Source organism: Thalassobacillus hwangdonensis, from assembly GCF_042675915.1.
GTDB lineage: Bacteria > Bacillota > Bacilli > Bacillales > Halobacillaceae > Thalassobacillus_A > Thalassobacillus_A hwangdonensis.
The window spans coordinates 589,790-612,505 of record NZ_JBHTKL010000005.1 but is presented as its reverse complement, the minus strand read 5'-3'; the positions used below and the strand labels follow the sequence as shown (position 1 = coordinate 612,505).

The window sequence follows — 22,716 nt, the reverse complement described above, 5'->3', positions numbered from 1 at the left end:
ATTATTCCTTTACACCGCCACTTGTCAGACCGGACACAATCTGTCTCTGGAAGAACAGTACGATCAGCAGCGTCGGAATCGTCACTAACACAGTAGCTGCAGCCACCTGTCCCCAAAGGATTTCGAATTGGGTACGCAGGAACGAAATCGCAACAGGCACGGTGTGCCAAGCTGCATCCGAGTTGATCGTGATCGCCAGCACAAATTCGTTCCAGGCGGTAATGAACACGATGATTGCCGTAGTAAATACCCCAGGTGCCGCCAGTGGAAACACGATTCTGAACAACGTCTGGAACCGGTTCGCTCCGTCCATCTTCGCAGATTCCTCCAAAGCCATCGGAATCTGATTGAAATGCGTAACCAGAATCCATACAGCCATCGGAAGTGTGATTGAAGAATAAGGAAGCGTGATCCAGTAGCTGTTCGTCCATCCTAAGTCGACAAACAAGTTATAAATCGGGCCAATTACGATCATCTGTGGAAACATCGAAACTGCCAACACGATACCAAGCAGTAGATTCTTACCGAAAAACTCAAACCTTGAAATCGCATAGGCCGCCAGTGTCGCAACAAATACGATGTAGATTGTTGTAACTCCTGAAACGACAAGGCTGTTCCATATCGCCCCGAAAATTCCTTTTTCGAGGATAACATCTGCGTAATGCCCGATGGTCGGGTTCTCTGGAATGATGTTGAACGGGTTATTCCCGAAGATCTCCCCCGTACTTTTGAAGGAGGTGATCAACACCCAGAAAAACGGAAACACGACGACTACAAGATAAAATGCAAGGATGACCCAGAACAGCCATTTGCTCTTTGCTGTATTGGGATGTGTCTGTTTTGCCATAGTATTGACCTCCTTCAGCTTTTTTCCATGACGTTAGCGCCAAGTATTTTCACATAAATCGTAGCAATGATCGCCACACAGACGAACATGACCATGACGATGACAGAGCCGTAACCGAAATTCGTCTGACTGAACATGACTTTGTAGGAATAGATGGACAGCGTTTCCGTCGATCCACCAGGCCCCCCACCAGTCAATACGTAGATCAGGTCGAACACGCGGAATGCATCCAATGTACGGAACAACAGTGCCACAAGCATTGCCGGCTTCAATAACGGCAAGGTGATCTGGAAAAACTGTTGCACTTTTGATGCCCCATCAATCGAACCTGCTTCATACAAGGATTTCGGAATCGTCTGCAATCCTGCAAGCAGTAACAGCGCCATATACGGCGTCGTCTTCCAAACGTCAGCTAAGGTCGCTGCCGTCATTGCTCCCGCACCGGTCTGTAGCAGATCTGTGGGCCTGTCGATCAGTCCTATGTTTGCAAATAGTTCTGCAACGACACCTGCACTGCCATCATAAAGGTAACTCCACATTAAAGCTGCCACTGCAGTCGGGATTGCCCATGGAATCAGTGATGAGGTACGGATGAACCCCTGCCCTCGCATCGCCTTGTTCATGATCATCGCCATCCCAAGACCAAGGACAAGCTCGATCGCTACCGAAACAAAGGTAAAAATCAATGTATTTTTCAAAGCTACTCCGATGAAAGAATCAGAGAATACCTTCTTATAGTTATCTAGTCCGACAAAATTGGATTCGATCAGACTACGGTCGATGTCATTGACGATTTGCGGCAGACTCTCTGCATTCTGTAATTCGTATTTGTCATTGAGCGAGGCTACCAATTGATCCGCCTGTTTATATACGCTATTGATATCATCTGTCGTCTCATCATCGATTTCGATGACACCGGATTCCCCTTCAAATGCAGTATCCAGCTCATCAAGCTCACTCTTCAGCTGTTCCACCTTTTGCTGATCCTCTTGTTCCGTAATGTTTTCTGCATCACGATCTAAAAAGAGGTCGATGTAAGTGGATGATTCCGTATATAGATCCACATTGAAACGCTCGTTTAGATAAAGTCCCGCTTTCGAGCGATCGTTCAGCTGGTAATCGAAAAATGTATAAGTGAATGATTGCAGGACAGGCCACAACGAGAAGACAGCGATCAATATCAAGATCGGTATGATGAATAATGACCCACGAAAGCCCATTTTCTTCATGGTGCATTTCCTCCTATTCTAAAAGAGTAAAAGTGGTTCCATTCCTTAAAAAGGCACAGGTCATGCTGACGTGTAGTAAGCATGACCTGTGAATTTGATAGACTATTATCGAAGCTTACTGTTCTCCTACTGCAGCATTCACTTTCTCAACGGCTTCATCCAATCCTTCGCCAGAGCTCAAGTATTTATGAACTGCGATTTGGATTTCGTTGGATGCTTTCGAATACTCAGGAGATACTGGACGAGCGATTGTTTCCTTCAATGCGTTCTGGAAACCTTCGTATGCAAGAAGTTCATTGGATTCCTTTACTTCTTCGTTATCAAGTAATGGCTGGTAACCAGGAAGGTAGCCACCTTCTGTTGCCATGATCTTCTGACCTTCTTCACCAGAAAGGAATTTGACGAATTCCCATGCGCCTTCCTTGTTCTCAGAAGTTGCAGAAATACTGAGCAACCATCCACCTACTGCTCCACCGTTCGGAAGTGGCGCAACTCCGACCTGATCCGCAGTTACAGTAGCACCGCTCTCCTCAGGGTTTTTCAACCGTCCGAACATGTACGGCCAGTTACGGGCAAATACGGCATTGCCATTTTCAAATGCTGTATGTGTTTCACCTTCTGTGTAATTCAGGATATCGTCAGGAACAGCATCTGAAGATGTAAAGTTGTACATCATCTCCAAGCCTTTCTCTGTATCCTGGAACTGGTTCGTGAATTCTGTTGCATTAACTGTCAGACCTTCATATTGCTTGGACTGATAAGCGATTCCTGTCTGTGTGTCACCTTCGCCGGCATATTTTTCAGACATAGCCAGCAAGTCTTCATAAGTATAGTCGCCTGAAACCAATGTAGCCTGATCTTCCTCAGATACAATATCATTACGGAAATAAAGAAGCCCAAGGTCAGGGAAGAACGGAAGTGTATATTGCTTCCCATTGAAATTACCGGATGTCATGGAGCCAGCATTATAATCATCCATGCTGATTTCGTCTTCACTCATCATTACATCGATCGGTTCGATATAGCCACCGCCAGCGAATTCTCCTGCCCATACAACATCAAGAGAAATGACATCATATTTGCTTGAGCCACTGGATAGCGTAGTCAGGAGCTGGTCGTGCATCTGACCGGAGTCATTCGTCATCTGCTCCCATTTCACTTCATATTGATCCTGGCTTTCGTTGAATGCATCGATGACTGCTTGTGTTGCAGGTGTATTATCATTTTGTGCAGCGAAGTTGATGACTGTCTTCTCCCCGGAAGCAGCATCTTCCCCATCTGTCTGTTCACTGTCATTATTCGTATCGTCTCCACTACTATCGGAGTCGTTTCCACTACATCCAACGACTAATAGAAGCAGCGCTGATGTAATAAGAAATAGTGATAACCATTTTTTCATAGTTATGTTCCTCCTTAATAATATTTTTCTATCTATGGGTTTCATTTTATAATGTAATCGCTTACAATTATACTAAAATCTTTATATATCTATTAAATATTTAAGCATTTAAGAGGTGAACATCATGACAAAATCTATCGAATCCAATATGATCACGCACTTTATGAAAATCCGGATGAATAATAAAAAAAACCACTATCTCCATCCTTCGTATTTATTGGAGCAGCAGATCATGGAAGCGATCATCAATAAAAACAGGCAGGAAGCCAGTGCCATTCTGAAAAGTATCAATAAAGACCAGAAGCCTCCTCTGGCGACCACCCCTCTTCGTTCCCTGAAGAATTCACTCATCTGCTCCTGCACACTTTTCACGCGGGCTGCGATTCGAGGTGGGGTCGATCCGGAAACTGCCTTTAATCTAAGTGATACATATATCCTTGAGATCGAGCGCTTGATCAGCATCGAAGAATTGAGCCAGTTGGAATTTACGATGCTGGAACATTTCATCCAACTGGTCGACGATGCGGAAAGCAACCCTTACAGTCCAGTCACGAACAAAGCAGTCAGCTATATTCATGACCATATCCTTGACGATCTGAAGCTGGAGGTCATCGCCAAAGAGTGCTTTGTCAGTCCAAGCTACCTGTCTCACCTTTTCAAGAAGGAAACCGGCAAGTCGATCATCCATTTCGTTAATGAAAAACGGGTGGAAGAATCGAAATACTTCCTTCTTCATACGTCGACATCGATTTCAGATATTGCTGCCTTATTCAAGTTCTGCAACCAGAGCTACTATACGGCGGTATTCAAAAAGCATGTAGGGATTACTCCGAAACAATACAGGGAACAGCATACGACAATGGTAAAAGCAGAAGTTTAGGAGGTTCAGGTATGAATGCGTTGATCCAGCAACGACTACGGAACTTAGGAGATGCATCATCTATTGTTGCTATACGACCAATCAATGGTGGCGATATCAACCAAGCCTATTATGTAGAAACTGAAGCACAGCAGTATTTCGTCAAAGCCAACAAGGATGTGCCTTCGCATTTTTTCGAAGTCGAAGCAACAGGGCTTGAGGCAATCCGAAATACAGAAAGCCTTCATGTACCTGAAGTTTATAGGTATGATCATCCTGCAAATGGAGAAACAGGGATGATGGTCATGGAATGGATCGAGGGTGAGACCACTCCCGATACAGCCGCTCTTCTTGGAGAACGATTAGCGCAGATGCATGCACAGTCAAATGAGAAGTTCGGTTATCACAAGCGCACCTTCATTGGAACGTTGGATCAGCATAATCAGCTTATGGATAACTGGATTGATTATTACCGTGATCAAAGGATCCTTCCGCAAATGAAGCTCGCGAAGGAAAAAGGACATATGGGTGCCACCCGCCAGACCAAGCTTGAAGCAGTTATTCAGCAGTTTGATCGCTGGCTGCCACCAAAACCGAATGCTTCCCTCCTGCATGGAGATTTATGGGGAGGGAACTGGATGGCTGGAGAGGACGGAACCCCTTATGTCATTGATCCATCGGTCCTATATGGAGACCATGGCTTTGAACTGGCTTTTACTGATCTGTTCGGAGGATTTCCTGCTTCATTTTACGATGCCTATCAAGCGACGTATCCTTTGGACCCCGAGTATGAAGACCGGAAAGAACTTTATCAGCTCTTTTATTTACTCGTACATCTGAATATCTTCGGGGAGACATATGGCTCATCTGTCGATCGTATTCTTGATCGGTATGCCTGAATCAGGAATATGCTCTCCCTTTACCTGAGTCGGAAATTTCAACTAAATCGATCGGATAAGGTTCAAAATAAGATTGTTGCAGCAAATACTTCTCTTCGAACCTTACTGCCCATGCTTTTAAAATCCCCAGCACTGCGCTTAAGGGGATTTTTTCTTTTTCATATTGATCGAGTTCATGCAGGAAATATTGCTTTTCCTGACTGTTCAATCCATTTTTGAAATAGCCAAAAATATGCTGGCATACGTTGATATGCCTTCCCGCTCCAGCAGGCTTATCCAACATTTCCTGCAGCTTCGCTTCATATGCATCCATAATCTCTTCTTTCGTCATTTCAGGTGGATTCGCAACCAACCTCCCCATTTCCGTAAGAAGCGTCTGATTGTAAGCCATAAACAGGTATTTATTTTTTGAATGAAATGCTACAAGCAGTTTCATCGTCCCTTCTTCTTTCACTTGGCGGAACCATGCCAGTGTGAATAATTTCGTGAGGAAATGTTCGCGTAAGGTGAAGTTCTTCAACCTTCCCTCTTCTTCGATGGCTACACCTCCGAAATATTCACGTACTGCCTGTGTAAATAGTCCATCTGTTTTCTCGATGACCGGGGAATTTTCCACATCTGCATACACCTTAGCATCATTGACCCCGCATGTCGGAGAACGATTTTTCAAGAGAAAGCCGTCAACCGCCGGGAGTGCTTGCATGAATTGCTCGGAAAATGTCCGCATGCTTTCTGTAAGGTCTTTCCCAGTCTTAGGCTGGACAAGTTGATACACTTCCTGATCCTTCACAATCCGAATGACGTCCCTTGGGATGCCCAGCCCGATCTCCACTTCGGGACACACAGGGATGAATTCCACATATGGCTCCAGACGTTTCACGACTTTATCCGGAATCGTTTCCCCATTGTACCTGACTTGATCGAACCCTAAGCATTTGCTTACTACTACTCGTGGTCTTGGAAAGTGATCCATTATCATCTGACCCTTCCTTTTTAATTTTTTCTTGTCCATTGATATGCGTATGTACACCTTTAAAAGCTAATCCTATAATGAAGGCTTTTATGTCTAATATTATTTAATGCATTCCTTTTGTCGAAATAGGGTAAACACGATCTGACACATCACGTAATGAAAAAAAGCTTGGAATTTGAGTAAGTCTGTATTAAAATGAATTTTGTTGTATATTTATTTAATAGTCATCAGGAGTTGAACATACATGAAAAGAGAGAAATTTTCGATTATCAGTCATTTAAAATTCATTCTTCCCTCTTTATTGGGAATATTTTTATTCATGGTTCCCGTATATGATTCTAAAGAAGAAGCGTGGACCATCCCTGTCGCCATCATGGCCAACCGGTTGAAGGATCTGCTGGCAGACCAGCTATCTTTCATCATGATGCTCATCATAACAATCACTGCTCTGGCGACTCTTGTAGCGAAAGTGGCAAAGCCTGCCCTTTTAAACCGCTATCCTTTCTTTCAATCCTTATTTTTAGTGTCTCCAATTTGGGTGGTGGCACGCGTACTTGGTATGATTTTTGCCATCATGACCTATTATCAGATCGGGCCTGAAGCCATCACATCTGATGCAACCGGAAACCTGCTCCTTGGTGACCTGCTCCATACACTGTTCGCCATCTTTCTATTTGCAGGACTGTTCTTACCATTATTGCTTAACTATGGATTACTCGAGTTGTTCGGCGTATTGCTGACAAGAATCATGCGACCACTCTTCACTTTACCTGGGCGTTCCTCAATCGATTCCCTTGCCTCATGGCTTGGTGATGGAACGATCGGAGTTTTACTCACAAGTAAACAGTACGAGGAAGGCTACTATACGAAGCGGGAAGCCGCTGTCATCGGGACGACTTTCTCGGTCGTTTCCATCACGTTCTGTTTGGTCGTCATCGACCAGGTCGGCCTAAGCCGTCTATTCGTGCCTTTCTATCTGACCGTCGCATTAGCCGGATTTGTTGCAGCATTGATCATGCCACGCATTCCGCCACTATCAAGAAAGAAAGATACCTATGTCACGGAAGAACCAGCAAAAACGGACGAAGAGATTCCATCGCACCATAACGCTTTCACCTTCGGGTATCAGCAGGCGGTAGCAAGAGGAAGCAAGGAATCCAGTGTAAGTAAATTCTTCAAGGATGGCGGGAAAAATATCCTCGACATGTGGATGGGAGTAGCACCGATTGTAATGGCTCTTGGTACGATTGCACTTGTGATTGCTGAATCCACGCCATTCTTTACTTGGCTCGGCTACCCTTTCATACCGTTGCTTGAACTGATGCAGATTCCATATGCGGCAGAAGCATCGGAGACCATTCTTGTAGGTTTTGCTGATATGTTCCTTCCAGCGATCATCGGAGCTTCAATCGAAAGTGAAATGACACGGTTCATTATTGCCTCCCTTTCTGTAACCCAGCTGATTTATATGTCAGAGGTTGGTGGCTTACTGCTTGCATCAAAAGTACCTGTAAGTTTGAAAGAGCTGTTCATCATTTTCCTTGAACGGACACTCATCACATTACCAGTCATCACGTTAGTCGCACACATCATCTTTTAATGACACACGAAACGCAGGGAAAAGCATTCCCTGCGTTTTTTGGTGTGTTATTTTTTCAATGCTTTCACAAAGGCTTTTCCTGCACTTAAGCTTGACTGTGGGTTCTGTCCAGTGACGAAGTTCCCGTCTACTTCGACGTGATCTTCATAGTCGTCCTTCACTACGAATTCGGCACCTTCCTGACGCAGCTGGGATTCTAATAGGAAAGGCATCTTGTCATCTAGTCCTGTATCTTTCTCCTCAGAGTCAGTGAAGCCGGTGATCGTCTTGCCTTTTACAATCGGCTCCCCATTCTTGTCCTTCACACCTACAAAACCTGCTGGCCCGTGGCAGACTGCTCCAACAAGCTTGCCGCTATCCACGAAATGACGCAATGTGTTCTGTACCGTTTCGTTTCCTGGAAGGTCGAACATCGTTCCATGCCCACCAGGTAGGAACACACCTACATAATCTTCCGGATTCAGATCACTAAGCTTGTCCGTTGAATCCAATGGGTCCATTACTCCTTCCCATTCCTTTGGCAGCTCATTGGAGTAGCTGTTCGGGTCGATGTGGATCTTTCCTCCATTGATACTTGCGGTGTGGACGACATATCCCGCCTGTGTGAATTCCATCAGTGGCTCTACGAATTCGGATAACCATAAACCAGTTTCAAGGCCATTTTCCGTCGTGGATGTATTCGTAACAATCATAAGGATTTTCTCAGACATTGTATTTCCTCCTTTTATCAAAAATGCTCTCTTGTTACTATTTCACATTATTGGTATTTTAAAACGAAAGACTTTGCAAACGTTAAATTATAGTAACCGATTGGTCAATTCCGTTTTAAAGATTACCGGTCCAGGGAAACAGTCCGCTTTCCGCAGGGAAGACGGCAAGCCTCCTCGGTCTTTCGACCTCCGGGGTCTCGCCTGTCTTACTCTTCCTGTCGGAGTCTCCCTGTTTCCCTTCCCCTTATCAAAATGTATTTATTGACCTACTCTTAATAGAAATCTCTTCTATTTCAAGTGAATCATTCTAGTGCTAATTGTAGATTATACACATTACTATATATTCAATAAAAAAGGAGCTTTTTCAGCTCCTCCTTGTTCACGTAAGATTCATTTTTCGTTTCATCCATACTTGTTCGATTTTGGTTTCGAAGCCTTCCTGGAGGAGGACTTCGTAGAGGGGATGGGATTTTCTTATGTTTACGACGCTGTAATGGTCCGCTGGGAATTCCTGATACAAGGTTTGCAATAAGGAAGCATAGCTTGTCTCATTCAGATCTGCGGCTTCGAGTTGATAGATCAACACTCTTTCCCGATTTCCGGACTCTCCGAATGCTTGAGTAATGACGGTGTACCCTACTAAATGGTCATCATAAAATGCAAAAGCTTCGGCTCCTTTAATATGCAGAATCCTCGTCTGCCACGGAATATCTTCATCATGAAAATCGATGCCATCCAGCTGACTGTTGGTGAGCTTTGCCATTCTTAACGTTCCATCCCCTTTTGTTCGCTCTCCCTTTTTCCCCATCATAGCCAAATGATCGACGATACCATAGTTGTGCTTCTCGTACATGTGAATTGCCCGATCATTGGTGGAAATCGCTTCAAGCGTGGCAATATCGGCGCCTTCTTCTTCATATTTATCGAGCGCAGCCTTAACCAGAAGATAGCCAACTCCCTTATCACGATAATCCGGATCGACGGCTGTCCCGCCGTTGTATGCTTCCTTTCCCTCTTCGTGCTCTACAATACCACTCAGCAAAATCCCTACTGGCCGATCTCCATCATAAGCTAAAAAAGAATATTCCGGAGACAGCCCTTCATGCACCATCCTTGAAAGAAAGGGACGGACCGTCATTGTCAGATTCACCTGGTAGTCCTGGAACCCCGCATTCCAAGCGGCTACTGCATCATGAAAGGAACATTCCATCAACGCCTTCAACTGCATAACAAACCCTCCTATTAAACAACTACTTGTAGCATTCGCTGTAATAGGAGGGTTTTCCTTTTTGTCTATTCGATTCAGTTGTTTTCCTGTACATTTTTTGAAGAAAAATATCGTTTCAGATGCTTCATCTGTCCTTCAATCAACGGTTGGGAAATCGTCAGTACGATTCTTGTAGACAATAACAGCACGATGATTGCAGATACTGCTGCCAGACCGATCACATCGATGACATTGTCCACATGGAAGACATCCGCCTGGCGGAAGAACTGGATTAAGAAACCGTGGAGCAAATACACATACAGCGTTCGCTGACCAAGCACGGAAATCCGACTTCCTTTCACAGGTATCCAGGCAAGCACTGCCACGGTCATGATTCCAGCCAGCATGTAGACACCTAAACGGGCCAGCCCGCCACTGTTAGGCAAATCTAACACTGCATAGGATTTTGATCCAAGGAACCAGCCGGAGCTGAATTCAGGTGCATAGGCAATGACCCCTGCTACAATGGCCATTACAATCACTGAAGCTACTTTCACCTGCTTCGTACGCCATTTGGCTACTTGATCTTTCGTCAACCAATATCCTGCCAGGAAGAACGGGAAGAAAACGAACGTACGAGATAGACTGTACGTATGGCCGATATCACTAGCATAGCCGATTACAATACCGATAGTGACAGACAGCGCCAATCCGATCATTGGAGGAATCTTGCTGAACAGCTGCAACAGTACATGCCAGCAGAACATGCTGAACAAGAACCAAAGTGACCAATGCGGATGGAATGGTGTCGTCATCCAGCCGTCTTTACCGATAAAGAAATAGAAAATCGTGTAGATGACCTGGAAAACGATATAAGGGAAAATCAATTTCTTTGCCAGTTTGGCAATGTATCCTTTATTTCCGGAGCCTTTCGCAAAAAAGCCAGCAAGGAAGATGAATGCTGGCATGTGGAAGGTATAGATCCACATGTATAACGTGTACATCGGTTTTGATCCATCCGTAAAGGGCTGGATCATGTGTCCGAAGACGACTAAAAAGATCAGGATGATTTTTGCATTATCGAAATAAGCCTCACGCTTCATTTCTTTCATTTCCTTTCTCACTCACGTTGTATATGAAACAAGATGTTCTCTACTATTTACATATACAATTTTCTCGCCTCTCAAACGCTTTATGGAGGTTGTCAACAAAATGTAAAGCCACTGTCACCTGCGTGAGAAAGTGTAACAAAGAAAAAAGAACGGTTTCCCGTCCTCTTTTTAAGAGATCTAATCTACGATTCTCCTTTGAACATTTCGATTGCCCGCTTCCGCATCGTCTTGTGATCCACCATCGGCTTTGGATAATCCTCACCAATGATGCACTCCGCTTCCCGCTGTTCCTCATCCGACATCTTCCAAGGCTCGTGTATATATGCTTCAGGAACTTTTTCCAGTGCAGGAAGATAACGCTTGATAAATGCACCTTTGGGATCAAAACGTTCAGACTGCCGAACCGGGTTGAAGACTCGGAAATAAGGCACGGCATCGGTACCAGTGGATGCGGCCCACTGCCATCCACCGATATTGGATGCAGGATCGTAATCAATCAGCTTCTCTTCAAAGTAGCGCTCCCCTTTACGCCAATCCATCAACAAGTCCTTTGTCAAAAAGGAAGCCGTAGCCATCCGCAGGCGATTATGCATCCACCCTCGTTCATTTAATTGCGTCATGGCAGCATCAATCAACGGAAAGCCTGTCTGTCCATCCTTCCACTTTTCAAACATTGCTTCATCCGTGTTCCAATCCAGTCCACGATACTTTTCGATGATTTCTTTATCTTTGCAGTCAGGATGGTAGTGGTAGACCATCGAGTAAAAATCTCTCCATGCCAGTTCAGACACAAAGGTGTCCACCCCTTCAAGGTTCTTCCGATGGTCTACCTCCTCCCCAATCTGGTGATAGATGGTTCTCGGTGAAAGTGCTCCTGTCTTTAGATAAGGTGAAAGCCTGCTCGTTCCATTCAAAGCCGGAAAGTCTCGTTTCTTCTCATAGTCATAAATTCTCTCATCAATGAATTGCTTCAGTCGTTCCATTGCACACGTTTCGCCCAAGGCTTTCCAATCATGTGTACATTTCTTCAGCATCTTTTGATAAGTATCGTATCCATCCTTGAAGGCTTCTGTCAGATCAGCACCTTGTTTCTTCAGCTTTTGATGATCGACCTTTTGGATGGAAGGCTTTTTCCTGGTTTTCCACTTCTTAAAGTATGGAGTGAATACTAGATAAGGATCTCCATCCGCCTTCTTAATTTCACCTGCACCATGGATATGGTGGTCAATGAAGGTGCGATAAGGAACTTCATGGTCATCAAGCCATTTCATTGCCTCTTCGTCGCGCTTTTTCCCGTACCCGACTTCATCTTCATTGAAGTAGATTGCTTCGAGGTCCTCAACCTCACTGGTCAGATGTGTGAACCCTTCCTCTAGAGACCCATTGATGAAGTGAACCGGCATCCCAGCTTTATTACAGGCCTCTACGAATGTTCGTAGTGTTTGGAAAAAGTAATCATGGCGTATTGAGAAATTCTCGGTCAATGCAGGATGAATATGAAAAACAGCAAGAATCTGATCATTTTTATCTAACGTTTGAAGTGCTTGGGAAAGTGCCGTTTGATCATTCAGCCTTAGATCCTTTCGAAACCAGACAGCGATTGTTCCCATTGTCCCACCTTCCTTCTATCCATGATTTTATATCCAAACAGGAGCATATTAAACTTTGGATAGGTTAGAACTTGGCTTGTCGCCAAGTACTTATGGCGAAAGCCTTAGTATTTTCTTATACTTTATCCCTTTAAAAAAGTTAAACTTTCTTAAAGTGCTAAAAAGGAGCCCATGCTATAAGCATGAGCTCCAAGTTCGTTTATTCGCTGAGCATTTTTGTAAGGTTACCCATTTCAATAGCTGCGGTTGCAGCTTCCCAGCCTTTATTCCCTGCTTTTGTTCCAGCACGTTCAATCGCCTGTTCGATCGTGTCAGTCGTGATGACACCGAAAATGACAGGGATTCCGTTTTTCGAAGACGCCTGGGAGACGCCTTTCGCAGCTTCATTACACACGTAATCGAAATGTGGAGTGGATCCTCGGATGACTGCCCCGAGCGTGATCACTGCATCATATTTCCCGGATGCTGCCATCTTATCTGCAATCATCGGGATTTCAAAAGCACCCGGTACCCAAGCGGATTCCACTTGATCCATGTTAACACCGTGGCGCTTTAATGCATCCAGTGCTCCTTCGTATAGTTTGCTTGTGATGAAATCGTTGAATCGCCCGACAACGATCCCTACTCTAAGATCCGTTCCTACTAAATGTCCTTCATAATGTTTTACCATGAATGATCCTCCTTAATATTTGTTTCTTTAGTTGATTCATTATAAGTTCTATTAGTTTCGAGACATTGATTGAGTGGATGAGGGTCGGCAAAACGATTCGCTTTCCTGCGGGGATGACGTCAAGCCTCCTCGAGCTTACGCTCTGTGGGGTCTTGCCAGCCAATCCATTCCCGCGGGAGTCTCACCGTTTTGCCAACCATCATACAAGATTAAGTTACTCGAAACTACCCCAGAATAAAATGTTGCAAAGGTAAACTTGATCTACTTTTCCATAATTAACATTAGTAATTTCAAAAGAGATTTCGAACTCTTAATATGGTAAGGAGCGTTGGGAAAGGTCGAGACTCCCGTGGGATAAGGAGCTAGGCAAGACCCCGGAAGGCACAGCCTGAGGAGGCTTGCCAGTTCCCCCACAGGAAAGCGAGTCCTTTCCCAACGCTCCTTAAAGCTCCCAAACGATTGAAATCATCCTATGCAAATCAAGTGTGATCACAATTTAAAAATGGAAAAGGTGGCCTAGTTTGGATTGTTTCGTTTTCAGGTATTTTTCATTTTCCTCACGAGTTGGCATTTGAATAGGAAGTCTTTCTTCAACTTCAAGGCCGTAACCGCCCAGACCGGAAATCTTCCTAGGGTTGTTCGTCAACAAACGCAGCTTAGTGATGCCCAAATCCTTCAAAATCTGTGCACCAATGCCATAATCCCTTAAGTCAGGTGCAAACCCCAATTTTTTGTTGGCTTCAACGGTGTCGAGCCCTTCTTCCTGAAGCTTATACGCATGCATCTTATTCAACAATCCGATTCCACGGCCTTCCTGACGCATATACAGCAGAACGCCACTGCCGTTCTCTTCGATTTGGCTCAGCGCTGCATGAAGTTGGGGTCCACAATCGCATCGATAAGAGCCGAATACATCCCCGGTTAAGCATTCTGAGTGCACGCGGACCATCGTAGGTTCACCTTCTTTGATCTCACCTTTCACAAGTGCAACATGTTCACGATAATCAATATCGTTGGAATAGCCCACAGCTCTGAAATCACCATATGCAGTAGGAAGTTTGATTTCCACTTCACGTTTCACATGGGTTTCGTTTTGGTTACGGTAGTGAATCAAGTCAGCAATCGTGACCATCGTCAAACCGAATTGATCGGCCATTTTTCTTAAATCAGGTACACGAGCCATCGTTCCATCATCTTTAATGATTTCACAGATGACACCAGCTTCCTCTGAACCCGAAAGCTTCGCGAGATCAACCGCAGCCTCGGTATGGCCTGCACGACGCAGTACTCCGCCTTGCTTGGCTAACAGCGGGAAAATATGGCCAGGTTTATTGAAATCATCCGCAGTAGAAGCTTCGTTCAGCAATTCGTTGATTGTCAGCGCGCGCTCTGCAGCAGAAATTCCGGTAGTAGTACGCTTGTGATCAATACTTACCGTAAAGGCAGTTTCATGAGAATCTGTGTTTCGCTCTACCATCGGAAACAGGTTCAAACGGTCTGCAATCTCCTGGCTTACCGGTGTACACACCAGCCCTTTTCCATATGTGATCATAAAGTTGATCATCTCAGGAGTCGCATATTCTGCAAGACCGATCAAATCACCTTCATTCTCACGATCTTCATCATCACAGACGATGACCACTTTCCCCTGTTTCAAATCTTCTAATGCCTGCTCAATCGTATCAAACATTCTCCATCACCTCTTTGATGTTTATGCAAATCCATTTTCACTCAAAAAAGCCTTCGTCATCGTGCTGCTACTGTTTCCCCGATCCTTCCCTTTCGAAAGGAAGTGGGCAACGTACTTGCCGATCATGTCACACTCGATATTCACTTTATCCCCAGCATCCTTGGCACCGAGCACTGTGTACTCCATGGTGTGCGGAATAAGTGAAATTGTCACTGTATTCCCTTCGACACCGAAAACCGTGAGGCTGGTACCATCCACTGCAATCGAACCTTTATATACGAAGAATCCAGCGAGGTCATCGGACAGTTCAATTTCATAATAGACAGCGTTAGATCGTTTGGTTTTTTTCTTTATTTCACCTGTCCCATCGATGTGGCCTGATACAAGGTGCCCACCGAACCGTCCGCCCGCTGCCATCGCTCTCTCCAAATTGACCCTGCTTCCTTTAGCAAGTTCATTCAGATTAGTCGCATGATAGGTTTCCGGCATGACATCAAAAAACAGCACCTTCCGGTCGAATTTCGTTATCGTCAAACATACACCGTTGATGGAGATACTGTCTCCAAGATGGGCATCTTCGACGATCATGTCCGCTTCGACAGCCAGTTCCATCGCTTCACTCTTTGCCTTGATCTCTTTGATCTTCCCGATCTCCTCTACGATTCCTGTAAACAATAGAATCAACCTCCCTTACGGATTGCTATGATCTTTATATCTTCACCAAGCATTTCAGTAGAAATAACTTTCAAATTCATTGCATCCTGTAATCGTTGGAACCCTGTTCCCTCAAGTGGCGTCAATGCCTCTTTCCCTCCAATTAATTTTGGAGCAATGTAGGAAATGAGCTGATTCACTTTTCCGGCTCGGACGAAAGCGTCAGCGACGGTGCCTCCTCCTTCTACCAGAAGCGAGGTGATCCTCTTTTGCCCTAACTGCTTAAGCACCTCAGATACCTCGACAGTTGGAGTAGACAACTGAATTACTTCCACGTGGGGAATTTCGTTATACTTCTCCACTCTATCCGGATCAACCTCATTACCTGTAAATAGGATGGTCGGGGCGGCATCATCCTTACACACTTTCGATTGAAGAGGCGTCTTCAAGTTTGTATCCATAATTACTCGGACAGGATTTGCACCTTCACCATCAAGCCTTGTCGTTAGCGAAGGGTCATCGGCTAAAACAGTTCCGATCCCCACAAGAATCGCATCACTGCGATGACGATAGGTGTGTCCATCCTGCCTGGCTTCTTCTCCTGTAATCCATTGGCTTTCACCAGTAGAAGTAGCGATCTTTCCATCGAGACTCATCGCCGTTTTCAAATACACATACGGCTCACCAGATTGGATATAGTGAAAAAAAGCATCATTCAAACGGTCAGACTTCTCTTTCAAAATACCGGTTTCCACTTCCAACCCTGCTTCTCTCAGCATTTCAACCCCTTTACCAGCAACCTTCGGATTAGGGTCCTGAGTAGCGATCACTACCCGTTCAATCCCTGCATCAATGACTGCCTTCGAACATGGCGGGGTTCTTCCATAGTGACTGCACGGCTCAAGGGTAACGTAAATGGTTGCTCCTTTTGCTTTATCACCTGCCATCCGCAAAGCATGGACCTCTGCATGCGGTTCACCTGCCTTTACATGGACTCCTACTCCGACCACCTGCAGGTTGTTGACGACAATCGCAGCCACTGCTGGATTTGGCGAGGTCTGCCCGATTGTCCGTTCGGCCATATCAATCGCCAATTGCATATAATTTTCATCACGATTCATGCCCTCACCTCACAAAAAGCATATTAGAAAATCTTGGCTTGTCGCCAAGAACTTATGGCGAAAGCCTTAGTATTTTCTTATACTTTATCCCTTAGCAAGTTAAACTTTATTAAAGTATAAAAAAACCCTGAAGAAGACATACTTCTCCAGGGCATCGTCATGTTCTTGTTTTTTCGTAAGCTTAAAAAAGGTCATACTTCCAGAAAATCAGACCTTAGTTATAAAAACATGCGCAGTTTCCTTCTCCCATCCAGACTTTCACTGTCGGCTTTGGAGTTGCACCAAATCAGGGGGAGATCCAGATGCAAGCTGCATCCTTTTCAACAAATCTATGCTGAGAACCTCCCCGTCGCGGGCTGAGAGCGAATGGCTCATTACCGCCGGCCGGGATTTCCACCCTGCCCCGAAGGAATTATTCAATTGTCTACCCTCAATATAAAGGAAAAATTCAAGATTCGCAATTTGAAACGCTCGACTCTCAAGTGATTGAATCTATTACCACTATAATATTCATTATTTTATATCTATTCTGAAAAAATATTGTCGATATATAAGATGTGGGTTATTCATCTTAGAATGAGGGTATAAAGAACCAGTAATAAAGTATGAATATGGAGGTTGATTCAATGGAAAAAGTTAACGTTCATCCTGCACCTGCCCCACTGCAGCCAGCAAGGCGACTACGCATGAAAATACCAGGTGGTATAAGCTTACGTACCAAAACAGTTGCAGCAGTAATTTTGAGCTTATTGATCAGTTCACCGATTTCAGCATTCATCAATTCCTATGTGAATGCGCTCATGGATGGAAATGTCAGCAGCATTTACGGGGTGTACATAAACACGGGGGTAACCTTGCTGATTACGACAGTCATAATCAGCTTGTTCATCCATCTACTTGTGATCCGTCCAATTTCAAAAGTGGTGGAAGCCACTTCCCATGCTGCAGACGGGGACCTCACAACCATGATCGAAAAGAACTCGAAAGATGAAATCGGCCAATTATCGGAAGCGTTCAACACAATGATTGTTAAACTGAGAGGATTGATTGAGAGTGCAAATAAGACAGTTTCCCAGGTATCAACCTCCTCTGAAGAACTTAAACTGGGAGCAGAACAGAACAGCAGTGCAATCGAACAGATTTCCACTACTGTCCAGGATGTTGTGGCGGGATCAGATAATCAGGCACAAAGCGCATTGAAGCTGAGGGATTCCGCACTTCACATATCCAAAGAGATGGAGAGCTCCTCCCTGGCGATTCAAGCTGTAGCAGCTTTATCTAATACTTCAAGTAAGAATGCAAGCGAAGGCATTCAAAAAGCAGAAGCAACCATTGAACAGATGAACCTCGTTCAACGCTCGGTCAGCCAGACCTCCAAAGATATCAATGCTTTAGGAGAAAAATCGAATGAGATCGGAAATATCATCGAAGTGATCACACAAATCGCCGACCAGACCAACCTTTTAAGTCTGAATGCTGCAATTGAAGCAGCCCGGGCTGGTGAACACGGGAAAGGCTTCGCAGTAGTAGCAGATGAAATTAGAAAGCTTGCAGAAAAATCTGCACAAGCAGCCGGTACCATCCATGAATTGATTGCTGAAATCCAGACGGATACGACAAAAGCAGTAGCGTCAATGAACGATGGTACTGAAATCGTGAACAAAGGAATCATCATGGTCAACGAGACAGGAACTTCGTTCGACGCTATCGTAAAAGATATTCAGAATGTCACAAAGCAGCTTCACGATGTTTCGAAGACTTCTGAAAGTGTAAATGCGAACTCGAAACAAATGACCGAATTAATTAATGAAATCGCTGCGATTACCGAACAGACATCGGCCAGTACGCAGGAAGTCGCAGCTTCGATTGAACAACAGACCGCGACAATGGAGGAAGTCACGTCTTCTTCTGTGAATCTGAATCGCCTGGCTCATAATCTTAAAGAAAATCTTCGAAAATTCAAGGTCAGCTGATATCAACAGGAAAGGAGACCGCTCACCAGTGAGCGGTCTCCTTCTACTTATCCATCTCTATGTAGTCGCACTATTATCGTTGTTCCAATACTTTGTATTTTCCAGGCGCTACAATCGTCCTTTGATGTTCGAACTCAATTTCATTGAAATTTTCCATGATCGATAGATCTACCATGATGCATCTTTTGCAGGAAGAAGGAATCACTTTCCCCTTCACTTGATCTCCAAGCAATTCGAAAGCAATGATATCGCCTACTTTTGCTTCGTGTTCTTCCATCATTTCCATGAAAAACACCCTTTCCAGGTAAAAATCCTATTTTCTGAATATTATACCAAATTCTTTTACAATTACCACCATTTTGTCTGATTTTGTCGGTTTAACATATATGCACAACATTTCAATTAAATGACAAATGAATGAAAAATTTTAGGGTGCCGTTTAAAAAGTTTGGAGAAGGATATACAAGATAGCATACCAAGACAGACAATATAAGCATTAGGACCTATTTTTGCATGACTATTTCCCTAGTATACTATTATTCGACAACAGTATTGGAAATTTTCAGAACTGGATTCATTCACTAAGGAGATCACATATGACCAAACGAAATAATTTAGAAGTAGAAATTGAGGCATTAAGGAAAAAGATGTACAAATATTATAAGGAAAACCGTTCCCATGCTGAGGTACTTGAGATTTCACAAGAGTTGGACAAACGTTTGAACGAATGGAATAAACGGATTCCATACAGTAAGGATGATTGATGATGTGACCCATAACCTTTAACAGTGTGATACCTTCTTCTATACAAAAAATGTGCAGCTTTTCATCGCTACACATTCTCCTTCTTACCATTCAATTACAAAGCATTTCACTAAAAGAGACTCTCCGTCTTCCTCTCGCTGCTTTGCGGTGAAGTATGGATTCTCTTCCTCAAGATGGTACTCGATGGATTCGGGTTCAATGAATAATTTATATTCTAAATCATTCACCTTGTGCAGAGTAATATCAGGTATCGTATTCTGCTCTTGATTTTCATCGATGACCAGAATATCGATGACATCGTACCCTTTTTCTAACAATTGATCTTTCAACTTCACAGCCGACCCTCCTCTTGCGCTTCTAAAGATGTAATAACCTTTTTCGGTGTAGTTTAAACGCGTAGCATGTTCATGTTTCTATTGAAAGGTCAGCTTCCAATTCCAACTCCACATTACCTCTTAATGCTTTAGAGATCATGCAGCTTTCTTCTGCCTTGTCCACCAGCCTTTGAAGTTTCGTCAAATCTTTGATTGCAGCACCTTTTTTAAGCACTACTACAGGTCGATGGATGATTTTTTTATAAGTGAAGACACCCTCCACTACTTCTACAATTCCTTCAGAGGTTAATTCCATCCGCTGCATTGGCAAATCCGCCCGTTCGATCATCGCAGCCAGGCTGATGATGTAACACGTTGCAGCAGCTCCAAGCAGCATTTCGTCAGGATTCGTGCCTACTCCCGGTCCATCCATTTCTGGGGGAATCGATATTTTCGTCTGTAAATTCCCAGCATTAATAGACCCTACATTGTTCCGTCCTCCCGGCCAATCTGCTTTTAAATGAAAATGATGTTCTGCCATTTTATCCACGCTCCTATACTTTCTGTCGACTCTATTTTAAAGAAAAGCACTCGATTTTCGAAATGGTTTGCATTTGAGGTAGGAATTTTAGCATTTTCCACGAAATTATCCTTAATGACTTGAAGGAGGTTGTCGAATGAAGGTACTACCCGAAGAAGACTATCACGCAAGTCTCCAATTCATTATCAAAGAGGGACGAACCTTAGAGAAAATGAAAGCGAAGCATCTGCTTCACGGAGAAAGGGAAGAAGAAATCATCCGTGCATTAGCAAGCTATCAAAATGAAGATGGTGGGTTCGGCCATGGACTGGAACCTGATTTCCGGCTGCCAGCTTCGTCTCCACTAGCAACATCTGTGGCACTGCAAACCCTTATCCATCATGACCATCTCCCTTCCGCTCGGATAATGATCAAAGAGGCAATCCGCTACCTTGAACGAAGTTTCCATGCTGATCGCAGCGGCTGGTATGCTGTACCACCTGAGGTCAATGACTATCCTCACGCATTTTGGTGGACAGTACATGAAAATGGGATGTCATGGATTGATGCTCATTGGGGGAATCCTTCTGCAGAGATCATCGGCTACCTTCTGCGCTATAAGAACATGGTGACAGAGCTTCCGATCGATGAATTGGAACGCATTGCACTAAATCACTTAATGAATTTACAAACATTCGAATCCGAGCATGAAATCTACTGTTACCTTCGTTTTTTCCGACTCCATCCTGAGCTTCGCTCTCCAACAATTGACGAGCAATTGGAACGTGCAGTAAAGCAGCAAATAAGATACGATCAGGAAGCATGGAAGGATTACGTACCGAGTCCAATGAAGTTCATTCAACATCCTGGTGAATCGTTGCTTGGCATCCCAGTAGAGGAAATCAATAAGAATCTTGACTTCCTGGCTGATCGCCTGAAAGAATCCCATTGCATCGAACCAACGTGGGAATGGAACGATTACAAGGAGGATTGGGAAAAAGCAAAAATGGAATGGTCGGCCATCCTAACGCTTGAAGCAATCGACCAGTTAAGATCCTATGAACGGATACAAAAAGACTGATAAAAGATTGAACCAGGCACAGAGTATTTGCTCTGTGCCTTTTGCATGCAGAAAATCTGATTTTTAGATGTTTTCCTCCCTTCAAAGATCACTATCTGATGAATAGAATCGCCATGTTAGGGGGTTACTAAAAAAGGAATTTTACGGAGGTGATGGAAATGGATACAGTTATGCTTGCACGTGCTTTATTCGGTACTTCACTTGGCTTTCATATCATATACGCAACGCTTGGGGTTGGCTTACCATTGATCATCATCCTGTGTGAAATCATGCATCTAATCACAAAAGATCGACACTATGCAGTAATGGCACGCAGGATCACAAAAGGCTTCGCCATCCTTATTGCCGTATCCATCGCATCAGGCACCATTGTTGGTGTATTGATGTCACTTCTTTGGCCAGGCTTCATGGAAATTGTCGGCCAGGTCATTTCATTGCCTTTTCAGATTGAAATTTTCGCATTTCTGATCGAGGCAGTGTTCATGTCCATCTATTTATATGCTGCCGACCGCCTCTCCCCAGTATTGCGTATCATCAGTATATTCTTCGTGGCACTCGGGGCAGTAGGTTCAGCCATCCTGATCACCGATGCGCATGCATGGATGAATACACCTGATGGCTTCCGAGTCGTAGATGGACAGATAGTGGATGTTCGGCCCTGGGACGCGTTTTTCAATCCGAGCTTCTTCATTACTGCGATGCACGTCACCTTGTCGGCATATATGACTGGCGCATTCGTCATTGCGTCTGTTGCTGCATTCAAGCTATTGAAGAGAAACAAAACGGAGGAAGAAAGAGCATATCATATGAAAGGGTTGATCCTTTCACTCATCCTTGGAAGTACCATGTCTCTTGCTACAGCAATCAACGGGCATGAGACCGCTCAAATGCTGCACGAATACCTCCCTCGAAAGCTTGCAGCAGCAGAAGGGTTATTCGAAACTCAGACACATGCCCCGTTGGCAATCGGAGGATTCACCGACCGGGAGACCCAGGAAGTGAAGTTCGCTATTGAAATCCCGTGGGCATTGAGCTTTCTTGCAGGAAATAGTTTTGATACCGAAGTAAAGGGATTGAATGAATTCCCTGAAGAGGACTGGCCGCCATTATTCATTCACACACTCTTTAACGTCATGGTCGGCATTGGAACGCTATTGTTACTCTATTCCTTCTTCCTGCTTGCGTGGAGATTTTTGCTGAAGAAAGCCTTCAAGCCATGGATGCTCGGTGCCTTGACCAGCGGAGGTCCACTTGCAATCATCGCGATTGAAGCAGGGTGGTGCTTCAGCTGCATCGGAAGGCAGCCATGGACGATCACGAATGTATTAAGGACTACAGAAGCTGCTACCACTTCTGAGCACGTCGGCATTCTATTCTTCTTGTTTTTGATTCTATATGTCGTACTGCTGTTCATCACAAGTTTCGTGATGCGGTTCTATTTCAAGCGGAATCCTGTAATGGCAGATTTGAAGGAGGTGTGATG

22 protein-coding genes and 1 riboswitch are annotated in these 22,716 nt (G+C 44.3%); of the genes, 7 read left to right on the top strand and 15 right to left on the bottom strand.

The genetic code is table 11. The features are described from left to right. Window position 1 precedes the first annotated feature (1 nt). The 3 genes from ACFQ2J_RS12565 to ACFQ2J_RS12555 all read right to left on the bottom strand — a co-directional run bounded on the left by ACFQ2J_RS12565 (window position 2) and on the right by ACFQ2J_RS12555 (window position 3,475). On the bottom strand, window positions 2–847 hold the full coding sequence (locus tag ACFQ2J_RS12565) for a carbohydrate ABC transporter permease (protein WP_386060868.1): 846 nt from the start codon (window positions 845–847) through the stop codon (window positions 2–4). A gap of 14 nt (window positions 848–861) precedes the next feature. Further along, the gene (locus tag ACFQ2J_RS12560) at window positions 862–2,076 is read right to left on the bottom strand and encodes a carbohydrate ABC transporter permease (protein WP_386060866.1); all 1,215 of its coding nucleotides are present in this window, start codon (window positions 2,074–2,076) and stop codon (window positions 862–864) included. Between the two features lie 115 nt (window positions 2,077–2,191). Next, window positions 2,192–3,475, bottom strand: coding sequence for an extracellular solute-binding protein (locus ACFQ2J_RS12555; protein WP_386060863.1), 1,284 nt, complete (start codon window positions 3,473–3,475; stop codon window positions 2,192–2,194). 124 nt (window positions 3,476–3,599) lie between these two features. Between ACFQ2J_RS12555 and ACFQ2J_RS12550 the strand changes: the two genes are divergently transcribed. Together ACFQ2J_RS12550 and ACFQ2J_RS12545 are read left to right on the top strand one after the other, a co-directional pair. Then, window positions 3,600–4,355: an AraC family transcriptional regulator gene (locus ACFQ2J_RS12550; RefSeq protein ID WP_386060861.1), complete on the top strand. Its 756-nt coding sequence runs from the start codon at window positions 3,600–3,602 to the stop codon at window positions 4,353–4,355. Window positions 4,356–4,366: 11 nt separating this feature from the next. After that, window positions 4,367–5,233 (top strand): fructosamine kinase family protein, encoded by an 867-nt coding sequence (locus ACFQ2J_RS12545; RefSeq protein WP_386060858.1) that lies wholly within the window; start codon window positions 4,367–4,369, stop codon window positions 5,231–5,233. Between the two features lies 1 nt (window position 5,234). On the opposite strand, the gene ACFQ2J_RS12540 is transcribed toward ACFQ2J_RS12545, so the two are convergent. Next, complete coding sequence (locus tag ACFQ2J_RS12540; RefSeq protein WP_386062493.1) at window positions 5,235–6,206, bottom strand: YbgA family protein; 972 nt, start codon at window positions 6,204–6,206, stop codon at window positions 5,235–5,237. A gap of 244 nt (window positions 6,207–6,450) precedes the next feature. On the opposite strand from ACFQ2J_RS12540, the gene ACFQ2J_RS12535 reads away from it, so the two are divergent. Then, entirely contained in the window at window positions 6,451–7,806 is a 1,356-nt protein-coding gene (locus tag ACFQ2J_RS12535; protein WP_386060855.1) for a YjiH family protein, read from the top strand. A 47-nt stretch (window positions 7,807–7,853) separates the two neighbouring features. Here ACFQ2J_RS12535 and ACFQ2J_RS12530 read toward each other — a convergent pair whose 3' ends face one another. The 8 genes from ACFQ2J_RS12530 to ribD form a co-directional block, all read right to left on the bottom strand. Beyond that, window positions 7,854–8,516 (bottom strand): type 1 glutamine amidotransferase domain-containing protein, encoded by a 663-nt coding sequence (locus ACFQ2J_RS12530; RefSeq protein ID WP_386060852.1) that lies wholly within the window; start codon window positions 8,514–8,516, stop codon window positions 7,854–7,856. Between the two features lie 379 nt (window positions 8,517–8,895). Further along, a complete protein-coding gene (locus tag ACFQ2J_RS12525) occupies window positions 8,896–9,744 on the bottom strand; it encodes a GNAT family N-acetyltransferase (RefSeq protein ID WP_386060849.1) in 849 nt (282 codons plus the stop codon). Between the two features lie 74 nt (window positions 9,745–9,818). Then, the gene (locus ACFQ2J_RS12520) at window positions 9,819–10,835 is read right to left on the bottom strand and encodes an acyltransferase family protein (RefSeq protein WP_386060846.1); all 1,017 of its coding nucleotides are present in this window, start codon (window positions 10,833–10,835) and stop codon (window positions 9,819–9,821) included. Window positions 10,836–11,017: 182 nt separating this feature from the next. Beyond that, entirely contained in the window at window positions 11,018–12,445 is a 1,428-nt protein-coding gene (locus ACFQ2J_RS12515) for a cryptochrome/photolyase family protein (protein ID WP_386060844.1), read from the bottom strand. Window positions 12,446–12,644: 199 nt separating this feature from the next. Next, window positions 12,645–13,115, bottom strand: coding sequence for a 6,7-dimethyl-8-ribityllumazine synthase (gene ribH / locus ACFQ2J_RS12510; protein ID WP_386060841.1), 471 nt, complete (start codon window positions 13,113–13,115; stop codon window positions 12,645–12,647). 496 nt (window positions 13,116–13,611) lie between these two features. After that, window positions 13,612–14,805, bottom strand: coding sequence for a bifunctional 3,4-dihydroxy-2-butanone-4-phosphate synthase/GTP cyclohydrolase II (locus ACFQ2J_RS12505; protein WP_386060838.1), 1,194 nt, complete (start codon window positions 14,803–14,805; stop codon window positions 13,612–13,614). 21 nt (window positions 14,806–14,826) lie between these two features. Further along, window positions 14,827–15,480 carry a riboflavin synthase gene (gene ribE, locus ACFQ2J_RS12500; RefSeq protein ID WP_386060835.1) on the bottom strand — a complete coding sequence of 218 codons (654 nt, stop codon included), beginning with the start codon at window positions 15,478–15,480 and terminating at the stop codon, window positions 14,827–14,829. Between the two features lie 5 nt (window positions 15,481–15,485). Beyond that, window positions 15,486–16,580 carry a bifunctional diaminohydroxyphosphoribosylaminopyrimidine deaminase/5-amino-6-(5-phosphoribosylamino)uracil reductase RibD gene (gene ribD / locus ACFQ2J_RS12495; protein WP_386060833.1) on the bottom strand — a complete coding sequence of 365 codons (1,095 nt, stop codon included), beginning with the start codon at window positions 16,578–16,580 and terminating at the stop codon, window positions 15,486–15,488. 234 nt (window positions 16,581–16,814) lie between these two features. Continuing rightward, window positions 16,815–16,995, bottom strand: a riboswitch (FMN riboswitch). Window positions 16,996–17,206: 211 nt separating this feature from the next. Between ribD and ACFQ2J_RS12490 the strand changes: the two genes are divergently transcribed. Then, complete coding sequence (locus ACFQ2J_RS12490) at window positions 17,207–18,553, top strand: methyl-accepting chemotaxis protein (protein ID WP_386060830.1); 1,347 nt, start codon at window positions 17,207–17,209, stop codon at window positions 18,551–18,553. Between the two features lie 73 nt (window positions 18,554–18,626). Here ACFQ2J_RS12490 and ACFQ2J_RS12485 read toward each other — a convergent pair whose 3' ends face one another. Continuing rightward, window positions 18,627–18,839, bottom strand: coding sequence for a DUF2187 family protein (locus ACFQ2J_RS12485; protein ID WP_386060827.1), 213 nt, complete (start codon window positions 18,837–18,839; stop codon window positions 18,627–18,629). A gap of 310 nt (window positions 18,840–19,149) precedes the next feature. On the opposite strand from ACFQ2J_RS12485, the gene ACFQ2J_RS12480 reads away from it, so the two are divergent. Beyond that, window positions 19,150–19,317, top strand: a complete 168-nt coding sequence (locus tag ACFQ2J_RS12480) for an aspartyl-phosphate phosphatase Spo0E family protein (RefSeq protein ID WP_386060824.1) — start codon at window positions 19,150–19,152, stop codon at window positions 19,315–19,317. Window positions 19,318–19,401: 84 nt separating this feature from the next. Here the strand turns inward: ACFQ2J_RS12480 and ACFQ2J_RS12475 are convergent, their stop codons facing one another. Together ACFQ2J_RS12475 and ACFQ2J_RS12470 are read right to left on the bottom strand one after the other, a co-directional pair. Then, window positions 19,402–19,653 carry a hypothetical protein gene (locus ACFQ2J_RS12475; RefSeq protein ID WP_386060821.1) on the bottom strand — a complete coding sequence of 84 codons (252 nt, stop codon included), beginning with the start codon at window positions 19,651–19,653 and terminating at the stop codon, window positions 19,402–19,404. 70 nt (window positions 19,654–19,723) lie between these two features. After that, on the bottom strand, window positions 19,724–20,173 hold the full coding sequence (locus ACFQ2J_RS12470) for an OsmC family protein (RefSeq protein WP_386060818.1): 450 nt from the start codon (window positions 20,171–20,173) through the stop codon (window positions 19,724–19,726). Between the two features lie 136 nt (window positions 20,174–20,309). On the opposite strand from ACFQ2J_RS12470, the gene ACFQ2J_RS12465 reads away from it, so the two are divergent. After that, window positions 20,310–21,233, top strand: coding sequence for a hypothetical protein (locus ACFQ2J_RS12465; protein ID WP_386060815.1), 924 nt, complete (start codon window positions 20,310–20,312; stop codon window positions 21,231–21,233). 158 nt (window positions 21,234–21,391) lie between these two features. Then, complete coding sequence (locus ACFQ2J_RS12460) at window positions 21,392–22,714, top strand: cytochrome ubiquinol oxidase subunit I (protein WP_386060813.1); 1,323 nt, start codon at window positions 21,392–21,394, stop codon at window positions 22,712–22,714. Window positions 22,715–22,716: the final 2 nt, after the last annotated feature.

Coding starts and splice junctions, on each gene's coding strand:
- ACFQ2J_RS12480 (WP_386060824.1), top strand. CDS start 19,150: ATGACCAAACGAAATAATTTAGAAGTAGAAATTGAGGCATTAAGGAAA.
- ACFQ2J_RS12555 (WP_386060863.1), bottom strand. CDS start 3,475: ATGAAAAAATGGTTATCACTATTTCTTATTACATCAGCGCTGCTTCTA.
- ACFQ2J_RS12465 (WP_386060815.1), top strand. CDS start 20,310: ATGAAGGTACTACCCGAAGAAGACTATCACGCAAGTCTCCAATTCATT.
- ACFQ2J_RS12470 (WP_386060818.1), bottom strand. CDS start 20,173: ATGGCAGAACATCATTTTCATTTAAAAGCAGATTGGCCGGGAGGACGG.
- ACFQ2J_RS12560 (WP_386060866.1), bottom strand. CDS start 2,076: ATGAAGAAAATGGGCTTTCGTGGGTCATTATTCATCATACCGATCTTG.
- ACFQ2J_RS12520 (WP_386060846.1), bottom strand. CDS start 10,835: ATGAAAGAAATGAAGCGTGAGGCTTATTTCGATAATGCAAAAATCATC.
- ribH (WP_386060841.1), bottom strand. CDS start 13,115: ATGGTAAAACATTATGAAGGACATTTAGTAGGAACGGATCTTAGAGTA.
- ACFQ2J_RS12485 (WP_386060827.1), bottom strand. CDS start 18,839: ATGGAAATGATGGAAGAACACGAAGCAAAAGTAGGCGATATCATTGCT.
- ACFQ2J_RS12545 (WP_386060858.1), top strand. CDS start 4,367: ATGAATGCGTTGATCCAGCAACGACTACGGAACTTAGGAGATGCATCA.
- ACFQ2J_RS12540 (WP_386062493.1), bottom strand. CDS start 6,206: ATGGATCACTTTCCAAGACCACGAGTAGTAGTAAGCAAATGCTTAGGG.
- ACFQ2J_RS12525 (WP_386060849.1), bottom strand. CDS start 9,744: ATGCAGTTGAAGGCGTTGATGGAATGTTCCTTTCATGATGCAGTAGCC.
- ribD (WP_386060833.1), bottom strand. CDS start 16,580: ATGAATCGTGATGAAAATTATATGCAATTGGCGATTGATATGGCCGAA.
- ACFQ2J_RS12565 (WP_386060868.1), bottom strand. CDS start 847: ATGGCAAAACAGACACATCCCAATACAGCAAAGAGCAAATGGCTGTTC.
- ACFQ2J_RS12515 (WP_386060844.1), bottom strand. CDS start 12,445: ATGGGAACAATCGCTGTCTGGTTTCGAAAGGATCTAAGGCTGAATGAT.
- ACFQ2J_RS12490 (WP_386060830.1), top strand. CDS start 17,207: ATGGAAAAAGTTAACGTTCATCCTGCACCTGCCCCACTGCAGCCAGCA.
- ACFQ2J_RS12535 (WP_386060855.1), top strand. CDS start 6,451: ATGAAAAGAGAGAAATTTTCGATTATCAGTCATTTAAAATTCATTCTT.
- ACFQ2J_RS12550 (WP_386060861.1), top strand. CDS start 3,600: ATGACAAAATCTATCGAATCCAATATGATCACGCACTTTATGAAAATC.
- ACFQ2J_RS12460 (WP_386060813.1), top strand. CDS start 21,392: ATGGATACAGTTATGCTTGCACGTGCTTTATTCGGTACTTCACTTGGC.
- ACFQ2J_RS12505 (WP_386060838.1), bottom strand. CDS start 14,805: ATGTTTGATACGATTGAGCAGGCATTAGAAGATTTGAAACAGGGGAAA.
- ACFQ2J_RS12530 (WP_386060852.1), bottom strand. CDS start 8,516: ATGTCTGAGAAAATCCTTATGATTGTTACGAATACATCCACGACGGAA.